The following is a 23,996-nucleotide window of genomic DNA, read 5'->3' on the forward strand; positions in this document are numbered from 1 at the left end:
CAGGAATCTCAGAATAAATAAGAAACTAAAAAAATAGATTCCTGTTTTCTCAGGAATATAGTTTAACAAAAATCACCTGCATCTGCAGGCTCAAAATATGAAAATAATAGTTCCAATGGCAGGTCGAGGATCTCGCCTTAGACCACATAGTTTAACCGTACCAAAACCATTAATTCCTGTTGCCGGTCAACCAATCGTTCATCGTTTGGTTAAGGATATTGCAAAAGTTTTAAAACAACCTATTGAAGAAATTGCGTTTGTTTTAGGAGATCCTGCATTTTTTGGAGATGATGTTGTTAAAAGTTTAACCGAACTTGCAGAAGGTTTAGGGGCTAAAGCATCCATTTACAGACAAGATCAACCTTTAGGGACAGGTCACGCTATAATGAGCGCAAAACCATCTTTATCTGGGCCTGCAGTGATTGCTTATGCAGATACATTGATTAGAGCTGAATTCGATTTAGATCCAACAGCAGATAGTGTTATCTGGACAAAGTGTGTTGCGAACCCTGAAGCTTACGGTGTTGTAAAGCTAGATGAAAACGAGAGTATTGTAGAACTTGTTGAAAAACCAGAAAGCTTTGTAAGTGATCAAGCCGTTATCGGTATCTATTACTTTAAAGATGTTGCGGTTCTTAAAGATAAATTACAAGAAGTTTTAGACGAAAACATAATGAACGGTGGCGAATACCAAATTAACGATGGTATTAAACGCATGATGGGTGATGGACGTGTTTTTAAAACAGGAACTGTTGATGAGTGGATGGACTGCGGAAATAAAGCTGTAACTTTAGATACAAATGCTAAAATGTTAGGGTTCTTAACCGCTGATAAAGAAGAGCAATTGGTTGATGATTCTGTGGTTTTAGAAAATTCTAAAATTATTGAGCCTTGCTATATCGGGAAAGGAACGGTATTAAAAAACACAACTGTAGGTCCTAATGTGTCAATTGGTGAAGGCTGTGTTATTGAAAACACAACCGTTAAAAATAGCTTAATTCAGAATCATACAAATATCAAGAATGCTAATTTAGACGAAGCTATGATTGGTAATCATGTAAAGTACAATGGCGAGTTTACTAAGATTAGTATTGGTGATTATACTGTAATAGAGTAACAAATTCCTGCAAAAGCAGAAATCTCATTTTTTTTAATTCTTCTTTGGAATACTTTTTGAAAACTATTCCAAAGAATACCAAGTAACATCTTAAATTATGTACGTTGTATTATATTCATTTGTAGTTAAACCAAATCATGAAGATCAGTTTTTAGACGCTTGGAAAGGTTTAACAGCATTGATTTATAAACACGAAGATAGCTTAGGATCTAGATTACATAAAAAAGAGGACTTAAATTTCATTGCATACGCACAATGGCCAAGTAAAACTATTTTTGATAATGCAGGAAAACATTTACCTAAGGAAGCAAATACCTTTAAAAACGCAATGAAAGCGTCGTGTATAAAAATTGAAATTTTAGAAAAACTAGAAGTCGTGCAAGACTTGTTAAAAGAAAATAAAAGTGAATAAGAAGTATATTTTTATAGTTGTTTTTCTTTTCGGAATATTAATTCCGCAGGTTAATTATGCTCAGGTCGATTTTAATAAAAAACCAGATGATGATTTAGGGAATGTTGAAGATGAATTTCAAGAGCATTTCTTTGAAGCCTTAAAAGAAAAAGGAATTGAAAATTACGACCGTGCTGTTATTGAGCTTAAAAAATGTTTAAATCTTAGTTCTAAGTTTCCTGTTATTTATTTCGAATTAGGTAAAAACTATAACAAACTTAAAAACTTTGGCGCTGCAGAAGATAACCTGAAAAAAGCAATAGACATGCAGCCAGACAATGTTTGGTTTTTAGATGAACTTTATGATGTGTATTTTCAGCAAGATGATATTAAAAATGCATTAAAAACGATAAAGCAATTAGTAAAATACCACCCTGATTATAAAGAAGATTTAGCGTCACTTTATGTAAGGGAAGAAAAATACAAGCAAGCCTTAGATATTTTAGACGAATTGGATGCCGAGTATGGTTTGAGTGAATCTAGAGACGGTATGCGTAACGATATTTATAGCATTACAGGAAATGCAGACGATCGTATTGAAAACCTAGAACAACGTATTGCTAATAATCCTAATAATGAAGATAATCACTTAAAACTGATTTATCGTTATAGCCAAACAGGCGATCAAAAAAAGGCTTACAAAGCAGCTAAAGATTTGCTAAAAATAAAGCCTGATTCTAAATTTGTGCATTTAGCGTTGTATAAATTCTATCTTCAAGATGAAAAAGTAGACAAAGCAATCCATTCTGTAAAAACAGTTTTAACAAGTCCTGAAATTAATGCAGATGCTAAGGCAAAAGTATTGAAAGACTTTGTTGCTTTTGTATCTCATAATCCAGAATACGAATCCGATTTAATAGATATTACATCCTTAATAGATGATAATAAAGATGCGCAAACACATAGTGATCTTGGACATTATTACTTAAAAGCCGGAGATAAGGTTAAGGCATTGTCTAATTTTAGAGAAGCTTTAAAACAGAACCCTAACGACTTCAAATTAATTAAAGATGTCTTATTACTTCAATTAGATATAAAAGATTATAATGCGGTTATAAAAGATAGTGAGCGTGCTTTAGAATTGTATCCTGCGCAACCTATTCTGTATTTAGTGAATGGTGTGGCTCAGAATAATTCTGGTGAACCTAAAAAGGCAATTGATAATCTTGAAATGGGATTAGACTTTTTAATCGATAACCCAAGCATGGAATCTGATTTTTATTCAGAATTAAGCCTGGCTTATAAAGCCATAAATAATATTAGTAAATCAGAAACGTTTGCTAAAAAGGCAAAAGCCTTAAAAAAACAAGTGTAAATGAATGTATTTCAAAAAGATATAAAACTGAAAGTTGTATTTAGTGCCATGCTTATAGGTTTGGTAATGAGTTGTAGCGGTACTAAAAGTGTTATAGCTTCTGGTGTTGCCAGCGATAAACTTTCAGCAAAACAAGTGATAAAGCAACACGAAAAAAGTGATGCTGATTTTAAAACGATGAACGCTAAGGTTGCTATTGATCTTATTGAAGGTAAAAAAGAACAAGGCCATACATTTAATCTTAGAATGGAAAAAGATAAGGTGATTTGGTTAAGTGCTTCATTTGGGATGGCTCGTATGATGATTACGCCAGATAAAGTTAAGTTTTACAATAAGTTAGATGGTGAATATTTTGATGGGGATTACAAATTATTAAGTGATGTTGTTGGTATAGATCTCGATTTTAATAAAGTACAAAACATATTGCTAGGACAATCTATTTACGATTTAGAACAAGAAGCACATCAGGTTTCTGTGAATGGAAATTCTTATGCCTTAAGTCCAAAAGATCAAAATGTATTAATAGAGTTGTTTTATTTAATTAACCCTTCACATTTTAAAATGGATAGTTTACAAATGTACCAACAGTCCGAAAAACGAATGTTACAAGTAGATTATGCTTCTTACCAAGAAGTAGACAAGCAAATTATTCCAGAAAATATTAAGATTATTGCTGTAGATAATGACGATGAAGTAATTATTACTATGGCATTTAAATCGGTATCTTTGGACGATGAAGTTCGTTTTCCGTTTAACATCCCAGCGGGCTATAAAGAAATTGTGATTAAATAATGACAACAAACCGTTTCTACACTACACTTATTATTGGGCTATTATTGTCTTGCACATCGCTTTTTGCACAAAGTGATAAGCAAAAAAAATTAGAGCAACAGCGTCAGCAGATTTTGAGGGAAATGAAGCAGATCAATGCTTTATTATTTACAAAAAAGAAAGAAGAGAAATCTGCCATAACACTTATTGAAGACATTAATTATAAAGTTAATGTGAGAAAGAATTTAATAAGAATTACCAATGAACAGGCTAATTTATTAACCCGAGAGATTAATACAAACCAGGAAGAAATTACAAGCTTAAGAACACAATTACAAGAGTTAAAAGACGATTACGCTGCAATGGTTGTAAAATCTTATAAAAGCAAGTCTGAGCAAAGTAAAGTAATGTTCCTATTGTCTTCAAACAACTTTCAACAAGCCTATAAACGCCTTCAATACATACGTCAATACAGAGAATACCAGAAGGATCAAGGTGAAGCTATAAAATTAAAAACAAAAGAACTACAAGCTTTAAACATTCAATTATCTAAACAAAAAGAAGATAAGAAAAAGTTGATTGAAGAAAATAGAATTGCTAAACGAGAATTAGAAGGCGAATTGAAACAGCGAGAAGTTTTAATGGCATCGATAAAATCTGACATGAGTAAATTTGCATCACAGATTAAATCTAAGAAGCAAGAAGCAGATCGTTTAGATAAGGAAATAGACCGCATAATTGCTGAAGCTATTGCAGCAGCGAATAAAGAAACAGGCAAAAAATCGACTACAGGAAAATTTATTTTAACACCTGAAGCTAAGAAATTAGCTGCAAATTTTGCATCTAATAAAGGAAAATTAGGATGGCCAGTAGCACGAGGTGTAGTAAAAGCTAAATTTGGAAAAGGAAGATCGTTAACCGATAGTTCTGTAGAGGTGAATCATTCAGGTATAAAAATAGCCACTGAGGTTAATAGCGATGTCACAGCGATTTTTAGTGGTGTTGTATCTTCAATTCATGCTATGAAATGGGGAAACCCAACGATTTTAATAAGACATGGTGATTACATAACAATCTATCATAACCTTTCTAAGCTCTATGTGAAAAAAGGAGATCAGATTACAACGGGGCAAGTAATAGGTAAGGTTTTTAGTAATAAAATTACAGGTGAAACGCTTTTAGACTTCAGAATTTATAAAAACAGTTTAAAGTTAAATCCTGAGTCTTGGTTAGCTAAACAATAAAATAATTAAACTTTTAGTCCTTAAAAATTGCTTTAAGTTCAGTGGCATCAGCAGGTTTCATTTTACCAGCTAACACTAAGCTTAATTGCTTACGGCGCAAAGCAGCATCAAAACGTTGCTTTTCTAGCTCTGTTTCTGGTACAAGTTCTGGCACTTTCATAGGGCGTCCAGCGTCATTAACAGCAACAAAGGTATAGATCGCTTCATTGGCTTTAACACGATCGCCAGATTCTCTGTTTTCAATCCAAACATCAATATAAACTTCCATAGAGGAAGAAAAAGCTCTAGAGACCTTAGCTTCAATCATTACAACACTACCTAATGGAATTGCTTTTGTAAAAGCAACATGGTTTACAGCTGCTGTAACTACAATATGTCTAGAGTGTCTTCTGGCAGATATACTAGCCGCTTTGTCCATACGAGCTAACAACTCACCCCCAAATAAATTATGAAGCGGATTTGTTTCGCCAGGTAAAACTAAATCGGTTGAAACTGTTTTAGATTGAGAAGCTGTTCTAGATAACATAAAGTATAAAGTGGTTTTAATATTTGTGCAAATATAAAAGGAATTTATAAGGCAAATGTATGATTATAAAAAAATGGAGTAGAGGTAAGACTGTATTAAAAACACTTTAAAATTTCTTTATAAAGCTAAGTAATAATAGCGCAAAACACATCATTACCTTAATGGTAAGGTAGTTATGGTAATTACTAAGATTGATGTAAAACTATAGTTAGCTCTATATAGAGAAAAAAACTTATTTAATTTTTTTTAGAAGTAACCAAGCATCACGGTTATGTTCGCTACGAATTTGAGACAATTCTTGTTGAGCTTCAGATCTCGTTTCAAAACTACCGTAAACAACTTCATGCAAACCAAAGCGGTTTGTACCTATTTTACGAGCTTTAAAACCTTTGTCTCTTAGTTCTTTTACTTTAGTTTCAGAATTAGCTTCTACTCTAAAAGCACCAGCCACAATATGGTAATTACCACTTTGCTTTTCTAAAGATAAAGTTGCTGCGGGTAATGGGTTCATTACAAAAGTTGCCTCTTGTACCTTAGCATCAAGCTGCTCGTTAGCTTGCTCTTGTGCCAGCTGATTATGAGTCTCTATTAGTGAGTTGTAGTAAGTTGTAGCGCTAAAACCACCTAAACCTAAAAATACAACAGCCGCAGCTGCATATTTAAACCAGTTGTGATTAGATCGTTTTTCTGGTGTTAATGTAATAGGAGCTACTTCTTCAACAGCCTCAACAGTTTCCTTATAAATTTCTCTTGTAATATGAGAAGATGTAAAGTGAGATAAACCAAAAGCATCTGTTAGATAATTGATGTGACGCGATGGATTAAATTGAATTTTTTCATCAGCACTTAAAGTCAACTCGCCAATGTTTTTAAACTGAATAGTTTCTCCTTCTAAGAGGTATAATTTTAAAGATCTTACTTGTGTAGAGATTTTACGTAATGCCTCAGAGTAAGATACTTTTTCGGCTTCGGCAATATAATTAGCTAATAAGCCATCATTTTGTTGTAACTGCTCATTAAACGCTAATTCCTTTTTTGGAGGATAGAATGAATGAGTCGTTTCATGAATTTTGGCTGAAACACGGTTGGTTAAGAATGCACCGAATTCTGGAACGGTAACACAATCGTAACGGTATAAAAGGTCGCTAATGTAAGTCTCTAACTGCATAGGGGCAAAGTTAAAAATTTTTATTTCTGAAAGAAGATTCATGTTATATTTTTATTAACATCAAGCTATATTTTGTACTATGTTATTGATTTCCTTAGAATTTAACATTGAAAATTTTATTTGTCTCAACTTAAACAGTCAAATGAGGAGTAAGTCAATAACTAGATTAGTAGCGGTTGCATAATCTTGTAATTCTTCTATTTGATAGAAGACATCGGTTTATTAATTTTAGGTTTATAATGATTCATTTGTTTAATTATTAATTAGTTATATTCGTAAATGTTTGATTAATTCCTTCAGGTTCTTAATTTTCAATGACAGATCAACAACTTATTTATGCATTAGCACTGCAACACGTTCCTAAAATAGGAGCTACAACAGCCAAGAAGCTAATTAATCATTGCGGATCAGCAGAAGCGGTTTTAAATGAAAAAAGAGATAAGCTTTTAAAAATAGATGGTATTGGTTTAATTACTATTCAAGGACTATTTGATAAACAGCACCTCTTAGACGCTGAACAGGAATTAAAGTTTATAAAAGATAATAATGTAATTCCTCATTATTTTACAGAAGACTCGTACCCTGAGCGCTTAAAGCATTGTATAGATGGTCCTATAGTACTATTTCAATCTGGAAACATAAATATTAAGCAACAACGAATAATTAGTATTGTTGGAGCCAGAAAAATAACGACAAGCGGCATTGCGTTCTGCGAAAAATTAGTAGAAGCTTTATCGTCATTTAATCCTATTATAGTTTCTGGTTTTGCTTACGGAACAGATATTACAGCGCACAAAGCTGCGGTAAAGCATAATTTGCAAACCATAGGTTGCTTAGCCCATGGTTTTAACCAAATCTACCCTAAAGTGCATAAAAAATATGTTGCAGATATTGAAAATTATGGAGGATTTTACACGGATTTTTGGAGTACAGATGTATTTGATAGAAATAACTTTTTAAAACGTAACCGCATTATCGCAGGTCTTAGTGAAGCAACCATTGTTATAGAATCTGCAGAAAAAGGGGGGAGTTTAGTTACGGCTGATATTGCAAACTCTTATAACAGAGAAGTTTTTGCTGTGCCTGGCAGAACTACAGATAGCCAAAGTATAGGTTGTAATAATCTTATTAAATACCAAAAAGCACATTTATTATCTCACCCTTTAGATGTACCTTATATGTTAAACTGGGAAGTAGAATCTAACAAGAAACCAGCCGTACAGCAGCAGTTATTTGTAGCGTTAAATACAGACGAACAAATTATCTTTAACTTTTTGAAAAATAACGGTAAAGAGTTGTTAGATGTTATAGCACTTAGGTGCGAAATGCCAACCTATAAATTGGCAGGTTTACTTCTAAACATGGAACTTAAGGGAGTCATTAGGCCATTACCTGGTAAGTTATTTGAGATCATTTAATTATTTCCTCTAAATACGTATTCTAAATCATTTTTTTTTTGAATTTTAATAGATACGCATTTATGTGTGTTACTCTTTGTACCATACACTTAAAGGGAAATTACCTACACGTTAACTAATATTTTTTGAGTATTTCATAAACTGTGGCACTTTTGCTGCGTTAACCCCCCAAGTTTACACTGAAAAGATATTTATTTAAGAACTTGTTCTTATGCTGGTATCATTCAAAATTTATAATCTATGACTACAATTTTATCTTACCTATCGTCAAAAAAAACGATAACTACATTTTTACTTTTGTTTAGTGCTGTGTCTTTCTATGCACAAACTGTAACTAATATTTTTCCTACTCGTGTAACGACAAGTAGTACTATCACTATTATTGGTGAGGGTTTTACTGACGGGGATCAGTCAGGTATTACATTTTCTGGTGGTATGGGTATCGGGAGTCAGACGTTTGTAAGTGAAACAGAGATGACTTTTAAGATTACAGCAGATGGTTCAGGTGATAGAATTGAAACCCTTTCAATAACAGGAGTCTCTTCTTATAGTGTGTCTAGAACATTTAATTATATTGGGCCAACAAGTAAAAGTGTGAGTGCCAGTAGTGAAATTAGAGTTAGAGAAGTGTATACCACTTGGGATCAGAATGAAGATGGAGTAAATTTCTGGAAATCTTCGGATTGGAATCCTTCTAGTACTGAGGCAGGAAAAGAAACTTGGCCAAATGATAGCCATGAGTTATTAGGATTTAAAATGAATTATGGTGGTAATGATATAATCTTTTCTACAGGGGTTAATAATGCATTCTTAGAAACGAAATTAAGTGCCTTAGGTGTAGATGTCTCAGCTACAAGTACAGAGTATGTAAGTCAAGAGTTTAAAGCATATTCTACTAATGGAGTTAGTGGTAAGCCTAATTCTAATAATTATATGGGGTTTGCTGATAAAATAGATGATCATGAAGGTTCAATAGTATTGAATAATGCGGTTAGAAAAACAGTATACGATGTTATTATAGATGGAGATGGAGATTTAATCAACGGCACCGGCAACGGATTAGAATTAGGAACAGGTATAGCGAATTTTAATAATCAGGCAGATATAAGGTTTTATAGTGGTAATGGAGATGTTGGTGCTGTAAATGATGGTATTCCAGATTTATTAATCACACAAATGGCACAGCCAGGCGGTAGTGATGTATATTATTATGCTGATGTAGATGGTAATGTTGTTGGGAAACCTGTTAAACTTGCATTTGTTAATACTAATGATACTAGGTTATATCAATGGAGAGTCGATTTTTATCGATTAGATTATTCTACAGGGTCAACTTTTGAAACAGCTATACCAACTACAGCATCATTTGGTAATGGACAGACAAGAGGTTTTAGAATGGCGGCGCTAAGTTTAGAGGATTTTGGTATTAATGTATCAACTACAGCAGCCGCTTATGAAAATATTAATAGTATTGATAATATCAATATGGGAGCTGGTGGGTCTTCAGATATGTCTTTTATGGCTTATAACAAGTCTGCATTTGATATTAAATCTCCGGTGATTGATAAATCTCCAGTTTCAAGGTTTGTTTGTAGGTTTCCATCAAGTGAATTTGTTTTCACTGCATTAGGGGATATAGATGGTGCCCCAACTGGCGATTCGAAAGAATTAATTACCTATACATGGTTTAAAAATTATACAGAGTTATCAGAAACATCAAATACATTTACCATACCTGCTGGATTATATAGCGCAGATTTAGACGATACAAGTTACCGAGTTAGGGTTGCAAACGGCTATGGTGCTGTAGATTTACCTTTTACAATTACTGAAGGAGGTACACCCGCTTATTGGGATGGTACAAACTGGGTTTTGCCTACAGTTTATACAGACAATAATATTTCTGTTCCTGATGGAGATCGTAGTTTAAGATTTACAGCTGTATCTAATGACTTAGAAGTTATAGGAGCTATTGAAGGTGTTGAAGGATGTGATTGTGTAGTTTCAGCGGGGCAAAATGTAACAATTGGTGAAGAATATGCAATGACACTTTATAATTCACTTACGGTAGAGGAGGAGGTTGCTGCAACTACTGTAGATGGTGTTGCCGTTGATGCTATACCTGCTGCTACCTTTACTATAGAAGATGATGCTAGTCTAGTACAAATTAATGATGTAGAAAATAGTGGAGAAATTAAAGTAAAACGAGCATTGGATGCAAGTGAAATTAACCAATATGATTACGTGTATTGGGCATCTCCTGTAGCAAATTTTAATATCTCACAAATTTCTAACACACCAACATACCAGTGGAGTGTAAATGCAGGAAATACTGATTCAGGTGTAGGGAATTGGGTATCTGCGGCTAACTCTGTAATGAACCCTGGTGAAGGTTATATTGTTAGAGTGGCTAATGCTCAATTAAGTGGTTTTACAACGGAATTTTATGGAGAGCCAAATAATGGACCATTTACTATTGGTGTTGAAAAATCGGATTTATATGAAAGTATGGATTATAATAATAGTAGTTGGAATTTAATAGGTAATCCTTATCCATCAGCTATAGATGCTGAAACATTCTTAACTGTAAACACCAATATTGAGGGACGTGTAGATATCTGGACTCATGATACAGCATTGTTTTCAACTGTAGGTGCTGCTGACCCCTTTTATGATGACTTTGGGGTTAATTACGGAAATCAGTATATCACTTTTAATAGTACGGGGACTTCAACACCAGATCCATCTAATACATTTGATGGAAAGATTGCTTCAGGGCAAGCCTTTTTTGTAAGAGTTGAAGATACTTCAACAAGTCCATCTTCTGTTAATTTCACTAACGCTATGCGTCATGATAATGAATTTGCTCATGATAACTCACAATTTCACAGAAATAGTGGGGAAAATGCAGGAAGTACAGAAAAACAATTAGTTTGGTTAAGTTTAGCTAATGAAAACAACCATGCTATAAGCACATTAATAGGCTATGCAGAAGGTGCTACTGAAGGAAAAGACAGACTTTACGATGCATATACTAATAATGAAGGCTTTAATTTATATTCTCTAATTACAGAAGACGAAAAATTAGTGATTCAAGGATTGCCATTACCATTTGTAGATACTAATACAGTACCTCTAGGTGTTGAGTTAACACAAAGTGGTATTTATACTGTTGCTATAGGTAATGTAAAAGGAAGTTTATTTGAAGGAGAGAGAGGACAAGGTATTTACTTAGAAGATACTTACAATAACGTGGTTCACGATTTAAGAACAGCACCTTATACGTTTACAGGAGAGCAAGGTATATTTAATGACCGTTTTATTTTAAGATATACAGAGTCTGTTACACTTTCTGTTGAAGAGATTTCTAACACTAATACATTTGCATATATTAATGATGCTATGTTCTATGTTAAGTCTTCTACAGCAATTGAATCAGTAGAGATATATGATATAAGTGGTAAGCAAATTACGAACTACACATCAAATGATAATAGCGATTCTTTTAGTACAGAATTTAACTTTACTAAAGGTGTATATGTAGCAGCCATTACATTAGAGAATGGAAGTATCGTAACTAAAAAGTTGATTAACTAATAGAATAATTAGTTTAACCATGTAAAAAAGCCCTTAGTTAAAATAACTGAGGGCTTTTTTTGTTTGGTGTTGTACTAAATCTAGTTATCTCTACTTCTGTTTTTTATACATTAAAAAGAGATTAACAGTAGCAGCAATAATAACAACTATGGCCAAATAACTTAACCATTCCATAGAGGTATCATCACTTAATAATCATGAGGTTAATAATAATACCATCGCTATAATTGTAAGCACAGGGCTTAGAGCTTCTCTTTTAAATTTCATTTTAATAACCGACTCTTTCTCTTACGCGTTTTAATACGGCATCAGCAACCAACTTAGCCTTCGCTGCTCCAACAGCTAAAGCAGCATCAATTTCTTCAAGATTATCCATGTAATAATGGTAACGTTCTCTTTGTTCTGCAAAACGTTCTAAAACCAATTCGTATAAGGCTTGTTTAGCATGTCCGTAACCGTAGTTTCCGCCTTCATAGTTTGCTTTCATGGCTGCAAGTTGTGCTTCTGAAGCTAATAAGCTATAAATAGCAAAACAATTACAGGTAGACCATTCTTTTGGTTCTTCGAGTGGTGTGCTATCCGTTTCGATCGACATTATTCTTTTGCGTAGTTGTTTGTCTGGTAAAAAGATATTGATAAAATTACCGCGACTCTTACTCATTTTCTCACCATCAGTTCCTGGTATAAGCATGCCATTTTCTAATATTTTTCCTTCAGGTAAAACAAAAGCGTCGCCCATTTTAGCATGAAAACGAGAAGCGACATCACGTGTCATTTCAATATGTTGTAATTGATCTTTTCCGACCGGAATGATATCTGCGTCATAAATTAAAATATCCGCAGCCATAAGCATTGGGTAGGTAAATAAGCCAGCATTTACATCTTCTAAACGATCGGCTTTGTCTTTAAAGCCATGAGCTAAGGTTAAACGTTGGTAAGGGAAGAAACAGCTTAAATACCAAGATAATTCCGTTACTTGTGGAATATCACTCTGTCTGTAAAAGACGGTTTTTTCAATATCTAAACCGAAAGCAAGCCAAGTTGCAGCAACAGAATAGGTGTGATTTCTTAATTCTTCAGCATCTTTAATTTGTGTTAAAGTGTGCAAGTTTGCGATAAATAAAAACGAATCGTTTTTAACATCGTTTGCCATTTCAATTGCTGGTAAAATAGCCCCTAATATATTTCCTAAATGAGGCGTTCCTGTGCTTTGTACTCCTGTTAATATTCTAGCCATACTCATTTCTCACAAAAGCGAGAATCTCTTTAATTGTTAAACGAAAAAACAAAGGTAAATTTTTTAGTAGAACTATAAGTAGCCATTTAATTTAATTAACTAGTTTTGGTACCATGGCAATTATTAAATATCTATTCTGGCTTTTGTATCGTATTTGGTTCTATATTTTAGTAGCTATTCCGATTATTATTATGTTTCCTCTACTAATTATTTCAATTTTGAGGGAGCAGTGGTATCCTTATTTTTTTAAGCTTGCCCGTATTTGGTCTAAGTTTATTTTAATAGGAATGGGATTTGGGTACAAAATTAAAAGAGTCGAAGTTCCCGAACAAAATGAGAGCTACATGTTTGTAGCTAATCATACCTCTATGGCCGATATTATGCTGATGCTAGTAGCGGTGAAAAATCCATTTGTATTTGTTGGTAAAAAAGAATTGTCCAAAATTCCGTTGTTCGGGTTCTTTTATAAACGAACTTGTATTTTGGTAGATAGAACAAGTGTTAAAAGCAGGCAGGCTGTGTTTTTGCAAGCACAAAGACGATTAAAACAAGGTTTGAGTATTTGTATTTTTCCTGAAGGAGGAGTTCCAGAAGAGGATATTTTGTTGGATGATTTTAAGGACGGAGCATTTCGTTTAGCTATTAATCATCAAATACCAATTGTTCCAATTACATTCTATGATAATAAGAAGCGTTTCTCTTATACTTTTTTTAGTGGAAGCCCTGGAAGAATGCGTGCTAAAATTCATAATTTTATTCCAACAGAAGGGTTGACTATAGTAGAAACAAAATCTTTAAATAAAGAGGTGAGGAGTTTAATACTAGAAGAATTAAATACTAATTTAATGAAGAAATAGAAGAAAGTTATTCTAATGATTATAAGTATTTTGGTAATATCAAAATTTATAATTTAATCTTATTTGAGATCAATATTTAAATAAAAAGGTGTTCTATAAAGCCTGTTCTTAGTGTAAATTATAATTAATTTTATTTTTTAGATGTGAAAAAGATAATAGGTTAATACTTGAAAACGAAAAAATCCTGAAATTTAATTTCAGGATTTTAACACTCAGACTAAGAGTTTTAATGAAAGGCTTTAATTTTAAATTAAAGCTATTTTTTTTATTTTAGAACATCCCTATAAAGTGGCTACCTTCTGTATTAATAAGTGTTGCCCCTTTTGTAGTTATGCCTGTTTCTGTGTCTATAACATAAATGTTTCCATTTTCTCCTACTGGTGCTTGAGTTACGTATATTTCTGTTCCATCAACAACAAATCCTTGGTATTGAAATAAGTAAAAGTCTGGGTCATATGGAATGTCAGTTATTTTTTGTGCTGTCTTTGCGTTTAAATCGACAAGGGCAAAAAATCCTTGAGCTCCAGCGACACCTTCAGCAGAACTAGCATCACGGTAAGCTACTACAGCTTTTCCAAAAGCAGTAGGCCTCCAGGCAAGAATATAAGAATCTTGAACACCTAACGCATCATCTAAATTAAAATCATAGGTATCATCGTATTGATTATTTGAATCAATTTTTAATATATGAGAGCCTTCTGGATCACTTTGATTTGCTTGATAAACACTTCCGTTGTATTCAAAAGAATTAATGCTACGGTATCCATTAGTATTACCATTGCTTATTGTAGACGTAATTACAGTTGGGTTTAATAAAGAAGGATAATCTAATACAATAGTTTTAGATCCTAAAATTTCAAAATCACTATCACTTTCTGTAGTTGCAGGATCAAGCTTACTTAAGCGCGCTCCAATATATAATTTATTTCCAGCAGCATTAAGTGTAGGCATGTCAATTCTAGAAATATAATAACCTTGCGCTTCTTCTTCAGGACTTAAAGGGACGCTGTGTTCTTGAAACTCGTTGATTAAAGAATTTTGCAAATCTAAAGTTACGACACCTATTGTAGCTTCTGTACGTGTATAATTACCTTCTGCATCGAATTCGTTTTCTGTGTTTACATATACAGCTGAACCTGTTTGATCACCATCAAATAATTTAATCCACCTAGGAGCAGTTCCTACATAAGGGGCAATGCTTATTTCTGACCCCGTCTGAGTAAAGCTATTACCACCTCCTACTGTATATTTTGTATAATTACCTCCAGTATCACCAGCGTAACTAATGTTAAATATGGTATTACCATCTTCAGAAGATTGTAAACGAGCTGTTCTGTTTGAAGGTGCAATAAAACCATTTTCAAAAGGGTCAATAGACACTGTTGGGTCTTTTGCATCTGCACTGCTTACAGAGTAAATTAAAGTTCCTCCATTACCGTCTCCAGCAACATCTCCCATTTTTGCTGCCGCTACAGTAATATATCTACCTTCTTCTAGAGTTCCACCATCATTAGATGTATTTGTATCATCATCACTACAACTAAATATTAGTAATAATGCACTAAAAGCAAAAAACTTAAGGTTTAAAAATTGATTTTTCATTTGTATTAATTTTTAGAAATTTTTAATAAAATAATTTAGTTTTAAATAAAAAGCGCGTCCTGGTTTTTGAACCGATAGGTTGTCATACACAGGTTTGTCAAAGATGTTTTTAATGTCAAAACTCATCACTAATTTCTGGTTTGGAAACGTGTAGCTAAAGCCAAAGTCTTGAGTTAATTGTTGTGGTACTTTAAAAAAATCATCACCAACGGTATTTGATCCTTGAGGTACTAAGTACGAGAAATCATCTGTAAAGTAGGTGGTGTAAAATAGGTTTAAAGTCGATTTTTTTTGAATTAAATCTTTAAGTGAATAGCGTAAACTTCCATTCATTGTTAGAAATGGTGTATTCGGAATAGCGATTTCTGTGCCGTTTACTGTTTCTGTAGTTAAATCAAAATGAGAGACGTTAAAATTAAGACCAAAATTGTTGTTATAGGTGTAATCTAGTTGTGCATCTATCCCTTTAGATTTAGCATTGCCTTGATTAACATATAATATTAATTCGTCATTTACATTGAGAGACGTTTCTATCGGTAAACCAATCCTATCTGTAATATTTCGTGTAAATAGATTTGTTGAGATGGCAAATTTGTGTTTTTTAATTTTGAAATTTCCAAACCTAAAACCTAAATTAATGTTGTTACTAAGCTCTGGTTTAAGACTTGGGTTTGCAACAACATTATCTCCATCATTACCAAAGACCTCGGTCTCGTTTGGTAATCGTATTGCTTTTTCTGCTGAGGTTAATATCGTTATGTTAGGTTTAAGTGCATAGGAGGCTGCAAATCCATAACCTTCATATTTATTGTTACTCTGTACGATTTCGTCTACAATGATATCATTCCCATTGCTATCGGTTTCTATAGCCGGATCTACACTAATAGTTTTTTGCCTATAGTGTTTCCCAAATAAATTGGCTTTTAGTTTGTTTTCAATAGCGCTCAATTCATAGGTTAAAGAGTATATGTTTTTATACAAATCTCTTGTTCCTTTAAATGTGTTTTCTAATACGGATTTTAGTTCATCACTATCTTCTCTGTCAATGCCACTGTAGACATGGTTTAGTAATATTTTATGATTATTATTTATAGTGTAAGATACTCCAGTTCTAATAGATGAAACTTTTCGTTTAATAGTTGCTAATGTTGGTCCACCTTCTTGTTGAGAACCCCAAGTATATTGATATTCATCTCCTCTAAAATCCGTTGCTCTTTCTCCGTTCCAGCTGTAGGCCCAAGCGACTGTATCGTTTACTATTCGGTTTCGGTTTCCATACAAACCATTAACTGTAACGTCTAGTCCCTTAGTTAATAAATCTTTCTTTTGATAATTTAAAGTTCCTAGCAAAGCATCTGATTCCAAAAATCTTCCATAATATGGGGTAATTGTCATAAAGGCACCATGCTGTACTTCTTTGTAATCATCAGAACCGGTTATACCTACAAAAAATTGATCTGCCCACTTTACATCGGTATAACCAATTTGTGCCATACCGCCAGTAGATCTGTAGGCATCGTTAAATCGTTTTGCCGTAATTGGAGTTTGTACACCTCCTAAGCCAGTAGTAACGACACTTCTTCCCGAAACCTCATAATCGTTATCTGAATAATTATGAAAACCAGAAGCTTTAATAGTTAATCCTGTTTTTTCAAAACGATATAGGGCGTTTACGCTGGTTTGAAAAGTATTAAATGAACCATAAGAAACAGAGGCGTTTAAACTATTTTTAATACTTTTTTGAAGTACTATATTAATAGCTCCACCTAAAGCATCATCTGCTAAATAACCAGGAACAACACCTTTGTAGACTTCAATATTTTTAATCATGGAAGGTGGAATACTATTTAGATTAAATGAGGAGCCATACATAGAAATAGGAATTCCATCTATAAAAATTCGTACAGCACTACCAGATAAACCATTTAAACTATATTCTACGTTAGAGCCTAAACCTCCATCTTGTCTAATTTTGACTCCTGCTGTTGTGTTTAGGATTTCGTTAAGCTGAATGTTTCTTTGACTAATTTCTTTTGTTTCAATAACATTGACAGCAAAACCTTTATCTTCTATTTGTCGTTTTTCGGTTTTTGTTTTTACTACAACCTCTTGTAGATCTTGGTAATCTGTTAATTCTAAAACTATGGTAGTCGTTTCAGAATCTGAATTTAATGTTATAGATTTTGTTACGCTCTTGGCATTAATAGAATATATTTTAAGGGAATAGTTACCATGTGGTATATCTGCAAAGGCGAATTCACCATTAACTCCTGCAGATGTTTCTTTTTTTAAGAATTCGTTTTCAATAGTTACAGATACACCCAGAGACGGTTGATTATTATCAAACATTATATAGCCAGAAATCCGACCTGTTTGAGCTACAAGACCATAACTGAAACTTAATGCAATTAAGAGGAGTATTGATTTATTCAAGATACCTGTTTTTTTGGCAAATTTAACCTTATTTAGACTAAATACAAATAAAGAGGTGATTATTTTTTGTTCTATTTATTATATGTCTTCTTTTCTTTTTTAGAACTTATAATTAATTGAATATTAGAGGTTTATAGCAGCTTTCTCTTTGTTTTATTGTGTAGTAATAGAAGCGAAAAGGGAGATTGTTAGATAATGTGCTATTTTATAAATTTGGTTTCAAGGTTATCTAACTTTTTAATGATTAATAATATAATTTAGAATCTTACATTAAGATTAGTAATGGTATTAAATGAGAAAAACGCTCTGAAACCTTCAGAGCGTTTTAAATTTTATGATATAATAAGCGTGAGTATTTTAAATTAGAGATTTATTTATTCTCATTAATTAATGCTCTTACTTTAGCTTCTAATTCATCCATAAGATCTGGATTGTCTTTAATAATCATTTTTACTGCATCACGTCCTTGTCCTAGTTTTGTGTCACCATAGCTAAACCATGATCCACTCTTTTTAACAATTTCATGATCTACAGCTAGGTCTAAAACCTCTCCTACTTTAGAGATGCCTTGGCCATACATAATGTCAAATTCAGCCAATCTAAATGGTGGTGCAACTTTGTTTTTAACTACTTTAACACGGGTTTTATTACCTAATACGTTACTATCACTATCTTTAATTTGTGTAGATCTTCTAATATCTAAACGAACAGAAGCATAAAACTTTAAGGCGTTACCACCTGTTGTTGTTTCTGGGTTACCGAACATTACTCCAATTTTTTCACGTAATTGGTTAATGAAAATTACAGTACAATTTGTTTTACTAATAGAAGCTGTTAATTTTCTAAGTGCTTGAGACATTAATCGTGCATGTAATCCCATTTTAGAATCTCCCATTTCACCTTCAATTTCACTCTTTGGTGTTAAGGCCGCAACAGAATCGACAACAACGATGTCAATAGCACCCGATCTAATTAAATTATCAGCAATTTCCAGTGCCTGCTCACCATTATCTGGTTGAGATATAATTAAATTGTCGATATCAATTCCTAATTTTTCAGCATATGTTCTATCAAAAGCATGCTCTGCGTCAATAAAAGCAGCAATGCCTCCTGCTTTTTGAGCTTCTGCAATAGCATGAAGTGTTAAGGTTGTTTTACCTGAAGATTCTGGACCGTATATTTCAATAACACGACCTCTTGGGTAACCGCCAACTCCTAATGCAATATCTAATCCTAATGAGCCAGAAGAGATAGCTTCAACATCTACCACAGCTTGATCGCTCATTTTCATTACTGTTCCTTTCCCGTAAGCCTTATCTAACTTGTCTAAAGTTAATTTTAAAGCTTTTAATTTTGCGTCTTTTTCACTACTCATATGTTCTTTTTTCTTAGAATTCTTCATTAATTATTATTCAAAAATACCACTTATTTTAATTAATAACATTTCTCGTTTCAAATTACTACAAATGAAAGTTATGTTTTTTTGCCATTTATTTTAATGCGGAAGTTATAAATCTTCAATTCCATTTGGTATGTGAGGTGAAAATCAATTTTTACATCTACTAAGTGAAAATGAAAATAATTGCTCTGATTAAATTTAAAGAGTCAATTGGTTTTCGACTTTTAAATTTTTAAGTAATGTATTTGGTGTTTCAGTTGCTGTTAAATCCTCTGTGACTGTTAAACCGATGTAGATTAATTTTTAAGTTAGTAAGTTAATCAAGCACTATGAGATATTCTTAGTGCTTTTTTTGTGCTTCAGTATTTCGTTTTCGTTAAAAATGATACCTTTGCGGCTAATTATTCTTTAACCTTAAAAATTAGTATAGCATGCAACTGTACAATAACTTAAGTGCTAAAGAAAGAGCAGAACTTATTGAACAAGCGGGAAAAGAACGCTTAACAATCTCTTTCTACAAGTACGCCAAAATTAATAATACCGAAATTTTTAGAAATCACTTATTTCTTGCTTGGGATCAATTAGAGGTCTTAGGTAGAATCTACGTGGCAACCGAAGGGATTAATGCCCAGCTGTCTGTACCTGCAGAAAATTTTGAAGCTTTCAAAAATCATTTAGATACCATTACATTTTTAGAAAATGTAAGATTAAATATCGCTGTAGAGCACGATAATTTTGCCTTTTTAAAGTTGAAAGTCAAAGTCCGTAAAAAAATAGTAGCAGATGGTTTAAACGATATGTCTTTCGATGTTACCAACAAGGGTGTTCACGTCAATGCTGAGAAATTTAATGAACTCATTGAAGATCCAAACACGGTTTTGGTAGATATGCGTAATCATTATGAAAGCGAAATTGGTCATTTTAAAAATGCAGTGACACCAGATGTCGATACTTTTAGAGAATCTTTAGATTTAATTGAAGAAGATTTAAGAGAACATAAGGAGGACAAGAAGTTAGTAATGTATTGTACAGGCGGAATTAGATGTGAAAAAGCAAGTGCATATTACAAACATAAAGGCTTTAAAAATGTATTTCAGCTCGAAGGTGGTATTATTAATTACGTGAGACAAATTGAAGCAGAGGGTTTAGAAAATAAATTCTTAGGCAAAAACTTTGTATTCGACGAAAGACGATCAGAGCGTATCAGTGAAGATGTAATTGCTAATTGTCATCAATGTGGTGAGCCTGCAGATTTACATACCAATTGTGCTAATGAGGCTTGTCATTTATTGTTCATTCAATGCGATTCTTGTAAGGAGAAAATGGAAAACTGTTGTTCTACTAACTGTATGGAAATAAACAGATTACCACACGAAGAACAAAAAGCACTTCGAAAAGGACAGGGGAATAGTAATGATATTTTCAAAAAAGGAAGAGCAGATCATTTGCCATTTAAAAAGGACTTGAGAAATATTTTTGAGACTTTGAAAACAGATAAAATCTAAATTCCGATGCAAAACATTGAATTAATGGCACCTGCCGGTAATTTTGAGTCCTTGCAGGCAGCTTTAGATAACGGTGCAGATTCTATCTATTTTGGAGTAGAGCAACTTAACATGAGAGCGAGAGCTTCAGTTAATTTTACTCTAGATGATTTACAAGAAATCGTAAAACGTTGCGAAGCCAAAAACGTTCGAAGCTACCTTACTTTAAACACCATAATTTATGATCACGATTTATCGATTGTAAAAACCTTGATTAAAAAAGCAAAAGAAGCTAATATTACTGCTGTTATTGCTATGGATCAAGCGGTGATTGCTGTGGCAAGAGAACATGGTATGGAAGTGCATATTTCTACCCAAATTAATGTCACTAATATTGAAACCGTAAAATTCTACGCGCTTTTTGCAGATACTATGGTGTTAAGTAGAGAGTTGAGTTTACGTCAAGTAAAGCACATTACCGAGCAAATTGAAAAAGAACAAATAAAAGGCCCTTCTGGAAGATTGATAGAAATTGAAATTTTTGGTCATGGTGCACTTTGTATGGCTGTTTCAGGTAAATGTTATATGAGTTTACATTCTAGTAATTCTTCAGCAAATAGAGGGGCTTGCAAACAAAATTGCAGAAAAAAATATACCGTTATTGATCAGGAAACTGGTTTTGAAATGGAATTAGATAACGAGTATATCATGTCGCCGAAAGATTTGTGTACTATCGATTTTTTAGATGAAATTGCTGAAGCTGGAGTTAAGGTTTTAAAAATTGAAGGGCGAGGTAGAGCACCAGAATATGTCGCTAAAGTTATTAAATGCTACCGTGATGCCATAGATAGTGTTGCAAACGACACTTACAGCAAAGAAAAAGTGATTTCTTGGATGCAAGATTTAGAAAAAGTCTATAATCGAGGTTTTTGGAGTGGTTACTATTTAGGTCAGAAATTAGGTGAATGGAGTACGGGTTCTGGGTCTCATGCTGTGCAGAAAAAAGTATATTTAGGTAAAGGCACACATTTTTATCCGAAAGCTAAAATTGGTGAATTTAAAATTGAAGCTTATGATATTACAGTTGGTGATACTGTTTTAGTAACTGGGCCAACTACAGGTGCTAAAGAAATGGAAGTAACTGAAATGATGGTGAATGATTTAAAATCTGAAAAAGGAAGCAAAGGAGATGTGATTACCATTCCTTTAAACTTTAGAATCAGGGCTTCAGATAAATTGTATAAAATTGTAGAAAATAAAGTTGAAGCTTAATGGTGATTGTAACCTTGCAACGCAAAAAATGTATTGGCTGTAATTACTGCGTAGAAATGGCACCAAGTCAATTTCAGATGTCAAAGAAAGACGGAAAAACAGTTTTATTAAATACCAATGAAAAAAAAGGCTTTTATACATTGAAATCAAACGATTATACAATTTTAGAAGCTTGTGAAAATGCATCCAAAGCTTGTCCTGTAAATATCATTTCTGTAAAGGTTAATTGATTGTAAGTACACGGTTTTAATAGAGTTTTGGATTCCTATTATATTGTAATAACAAATCAGATTTTAGCTAACTCAGGAAATAATCTTATCTTTACTCATTAATTATTTACGAATCCTCTATTTAGGCTTATGTGGTCTAGATTTAATATATAAATTTTATGGCTTGTAACAGTTGCTCAACTGGTAATGATGGCCAACCAAAAGGATGTAAAAGCAATGGGACTTGTGGCACAGATAGCTGCAATAAACTTACTGTTTTTGATTGGTTAGCTAACATGTCGCTTCCTAACGGACAACAGCCTTTTGTAGGTGTTGAGGTACGTTTTAAGAACGGCAGAAAACAATATTATAAAAATACAGAAAACCTCACTTTAAGCATCGGTGATATTGTGGCAACACAAGCTAAATCAGGTCACGATATCGGAATGGTTACGCTTACTGGAGAATTGGTAAGCATACAAATGAAGCGTAAGAAAGTAAGACTTGACGACGCAGAAAATGTTCTAAAAATATATCGAAAAGCATCTCAAAAAGATATTGATATTTGGTCTGAAGCTAGAGATAGAGAAGAGCCAATGAAGGTTAAGGCACGTCAGTTTGCTATAGACTTAAATCTGAAAATGAAAATTTCAGATATTGAATTTCAAGGTGATGCAAGTAAAGCTACGTTTTATTACACAGCAGAAGAACGCGTAGATTTTAGAGAACTAATTAAAGTTTTTGCCCGTGAGTTTAGAACACGTATAGAAATGAAACAAGTTGGTTTTAGACAAGAAGCTGCAAGACTTGGAGGTATTGGTTCTTGTGGTAGAGAGTTGTGTTGCTCTACTTGGTTAACTGATTTTAGATCCGTAAGCACATCAGCAGCACGTTACCAACAATTATCTTTAAATCCGTTAAAACTTGCAGGACAATGTGGAAAGCTTAAATGTTGTCTTAATTACGAGTTAGATGCCTACCTAGATGCCTTAAAAGCATTCCCAAAGTCAGATGTTAAGTTGTATACAGAGAAAGGAAACGCAGTTTGCCAAAAAACGGATATTTTTAAAGGTTTAATGTGGTATGCTTATGAAGGCGAATGGATGAATTGGCATATTATCACTACAGAACAAGCCAATGAGATTATTGATAAAAATAAGAAAAGAGAAAAAGTAGCAAGTCTCGAAATGTATGCTGTTGAGCATATACAAGACACTAAAACTGAATTTGAAAACGTTGTTGGTCAAGATAGTTTAACACGTTTCGATAATCCAAAGTCGAATAAGAAACGTAAAAACAGTAGGAATACTAAAAACAGTAACAGTACTAATAAGAATAAATCTAGAAATAGAAGCCGTGATCAAAGTTCTAATGCAAAGCCAAAGCCGAATGCAAAGAAAAATTAAGGGGTTATTTATTGTAATAATAGGTTGTTTTTTTGTGGTAAGTTGCGATTCTAATGCTGTTTTTGATAATTACAAATCAATATCTAAAGGGTGGCATAAAGATTCTATAGCTTCATTTAATTTTAAAGCTCCAGATACCATAGAAAATTATAATTTATACGTCAATCTAAGAAATACAAATGCCTATAAGTTTAGTAACTTATTTTTAATCGTAGAATTAGATTATCCTAACGGAAAAGCGGTTAAAGATACTTTAGAGTATAAAATGGCAGCACCTAATGGTGAGTTGCTAGGAACAGGTTTTTCTGATTTAAAAGAAAATAAATTGTGGTTTAGAGGTTTTAACAAGCCATTTAAATTTAACGAAGAAGGACAATATAAGGTTAATATTCAACACGCCATGAGAAACAATGGTGATGTTAATGGAGTAGAGTATTTAAAAGGAATAACAGAAGTTGGGTTTAGAGTAGAAAAAGCTCAAAAATAGTAA

The 23,996-nt window shown here is 33.1% G+C and carries 19 protein-coding genes; 13 read left to right on the plus strand and 6 right to left on the minus strand.

From position 1 onward, the window contains the following. Nucleotides 1-97: 97 nt before the first annotated feature. From HM985_RS06860 to HM985_RS06880, 5 genes are all read left to right on the plus strand, one after another. A complete protein-coding gene (locus HM985_RS06860; RefSeq protein WP_173587686.1) occupies nt 98-1,117 on the plus strand; it encodes a sugar phosphate nucleotidyltransferase in 1,020 nt (339 codons plus the stop codon). 97 nt (nt 1,118-1,214) lie between these two features. Further along, entirely contained in the window at nt 1,215-1,529 is a 315-nt protein-coding gene (locus HM985_RS06865) for an antibiotic biosynthesis monooxygenase family protein (RefSeq protein ID WP_173587687.1), read from the plus strand. Continuing rightward, nucleotides 1,522-2,883, plus strand: coding sequence for a tetratricopeptide repeat protein (locus tag HM985_RS17395; protein ID WP_179375527.1), 1,362 nt, complete (start codon nt 1,522-1,524; stop codon nt 2,881-2,883). The genes HM985_RS06865 and HM985_RS17395 overlap by 8 nt, the downstream gene beginning before the upstream one ends. Then, the gene (locus HM985_RS06875) at nt 2,884-3,675 is read left to right on the plus strand and encodes a DUF4292 domain-containing protein (protein ID WP_246284965.1); all 792 of its coding nucleotides are present in this window, start codon (nt 2,884-2,886) and stop codon (nt 3,673-3,675) included. It begins immediately after the preceding gene. Beyond that, nucleotides 3,675-4,898 (plus strand): murein hydrolase activator EnvC family protein, encoded by a 1,224-nt coding sequence (locus HM985_RS06880; protein ID WP_179375528.1) that lies wholly within the window; start codon nt 3,675-3,677, stop codon nt 4,896-4,898. The genes HM985_RS06875 and HM985_RS06880 overlap by 1 nt, the downstream gene beginning before the upstream one ends. 13 nt (nt 4,899-4,911) lie before the next feature. On the opposite strand, the gene HM985_RS06885 is transcribed toward HM985_RS06880, so the two are convergent. Then, on the minus strand, nt 4,912-5,424 hold the full coding sequence (locus HM985_RS06885; protein WP_179375529.1) for an acyl-CoA thioesterase: 513 nt from the start codon (nt 5,422-5,424) through the stop codon (nt 4,912-4,914). A 232-nt stretch (nt 5,425-5,656) separates the two neighbouring features. Beyond that, nucleotides 5,657-6,634, minus strand: a complete 978-nt coding sequence (locus tag HM985_RS06890; RefSeq protein ID WP_317167127.1) for an HU domain-containing protein — start codon at nt 6,632-6,634, stop codon at nt 5,657-5,659. Nucleotides 6,635-6,906: 272 nt separating this feature from the next. Here HM985_RS06890 and dprA point away from each other — a divergent pair, with 272 nt between their 5' ends. Further along, a complete protein-coding gene (gene dprA, locus HM985_RS06895) occupies nt 6,907-8,010 on the plus strand; it encodes a DNA-processing protein DprA (protein WP_179375530.1) in 1,104 nt (367 codons plus the stop codon). Nucleotides 8,011-8,250: 240 nt separating this feature from the next. After that, complete coding sequence (locus HM985_RS06900) at nt 8,251-11,607, plus strand: T9SS sorting signal type C domain-containing protein (protein WP_179375531.1); 3,357 nt, start codon at nt 8,251-8,253, stop codon at nt 11,605-11,607. 268 nt (nt 11,608-11,875) lie between these two features. Here HM985_RS06900 and trpS read toward each other — a convergent pair whose 3' ends face one another. Continuing rightward, nucleotides 11,876-12,844, minus strand: coding sequence for a tryptophan--tRNA ligase (gene trpS, locus HM985_RS06905; protein ID WP_179375532.1), 969 nt, complete (start codon nt 12,842-12,844; stop codon nt 11,876-11,878). 113 nt (nt 12,845-12,957) lie between these two features. On the opposite strand from trpS, the gene HM985_RS06910 reads away from it, so the two are divergent. Next, nucleotides 12,958-13,701 carry a lysophospholipid acyltransferase family protein gene (locus HM985_RS06910; RefSeq protein WP_179375533.1) on the plus strand — a complete coding sequence of 248 codons (744 nt, stop codon included), beginning with the start codon at nt 12,958-12,960 and terminating at the stop codon, nt 13,699-13,701. A 270-nt stretch (nt 13,702-13,971) separates the two neighbouring features. Here HM985_RS06910 and HM985_RS06915 read toward each other — a convergent pair whose 3' ends face one another. From HM985_RS06915 to recA, 3 genes are all read right to left on the minus strand, one after another. Further along, the gene (locus HM985_RS06915) at nt 13,972-15,303 is read right to left on the minus strand and encodes a hypothetical protein (protein ID WP_179375534.1); all 1,332 of its coding nucleotides are present in this window, start codon (nt 15,301-15,303) and stop codon (nt 13,972-13,974) included. Between the two features lie 12 nt (nt 15,304-15,315). Next, complete coding sequence (locus HM985_RS06920; protein WP_262886514.1) at nt 15,316-17,736, minus strand: TonB-dependent receptor; 2,421 nt, start codon at nt 17,734-17,736, stop codon at nt 15,316-15,318. 370 nt (nt 17,737-18,106) lie between these two features. Continuing rightward, nucleotides 18,107-19,111 carry a recombinase RecA gene (gene recA / locus HM985_RS06925; RefSeq protein ID WP_179375630.1) on the minus strand — a complete coding sequence of 335 codons (1,005 nt, stop codon included), beginning with the start codon at nt 19,109-19,111 and terminating at the stop codon, nt 18,107-18,109. Between the two features lie 455 nt (nt 19,112-19,566). Between recA and trhO the strand changes: the two genes are divergently transcribed. From trhO to HM985_RS06950, 5 genes are all read left to right on the plus strand, one after another. Then, a complete protein-coding gene (trhO, locus tag HM985_RS06930; protein WP_179375535.1) occupies nt 19,567-20,640 on the plus strand; it encodes an oxygen-dependent tRNA uridine(34) hydroxylase TrhO in 1,074 nt (357 codons plus the stop codon). Nucleotides 20,641-20,646: 6 nt separating this feature from the next. Continuing rightward, nucleotides 20,647-21,891: a peptidase U32 family protein gene (locus tag HM985_RS06935; protein ID WP_179375536.1), complete on the plus strand. Its 1,245-nt coding sequence runs from the start codon at nt 20,647-20,649 to the stop codon at nt 21,889-21,891. After that, nucleotides 21,891-22,121 (plus strand): ferredoxin, encoded by a 231-nt coding sequence (locus HM985_RS06940; RefSeq protein WP_179375537.1) that lies wholly within the window; start codon nt 21,891-21,893, stop codon nt 22,119-22,121. Before HM985_RS06935 ends, HM985_RS06940 begins: the two co-directional genes overlap by 1 nt. Nucleotides 22,122-22,279: 158 nt before the next feature. Then, nucleotides 22,280-23,506: a PSP1 domain-containing protein gene (locus HM985_RS06945; protein WP_179375538.1), complete on the plus strand. Its 1,227-nt coding sequence runs from the start codon at nt 22,280-22,282 to the stop codon at nt 23,504-23,506. Further along, nucleotides 23,490-23,993 carry a gliding motility lipoprotein GldH gene (locus tag HM985_RS06950; protein WP_179375539.1) on the plus strand — a complete coding sequence of 168 codons (504 nt, stop codon included), beginning with the start codon at nt 23,490-23,492 and terminating at the stop codon, nt 23,991-23,993. Before HM985_RS06945 ends, HM985_RS06950 begins: the two co-directional genes overlap by 17 nt. Nucleotides 23,994-23,996: the final 3 nt, after the last annotated feature.

Source organism: Winogradskyella wichelsiae (genome assembly GCF_013403925.1).
In the GTDB taxonomy this organism is placed as follows: Bacteria; Bacteroidota; Bacteroidia; order Flavobacteriales; family Flavobacteriaceae; genus Winogradskyella; species Winogradskyella wichelsiae.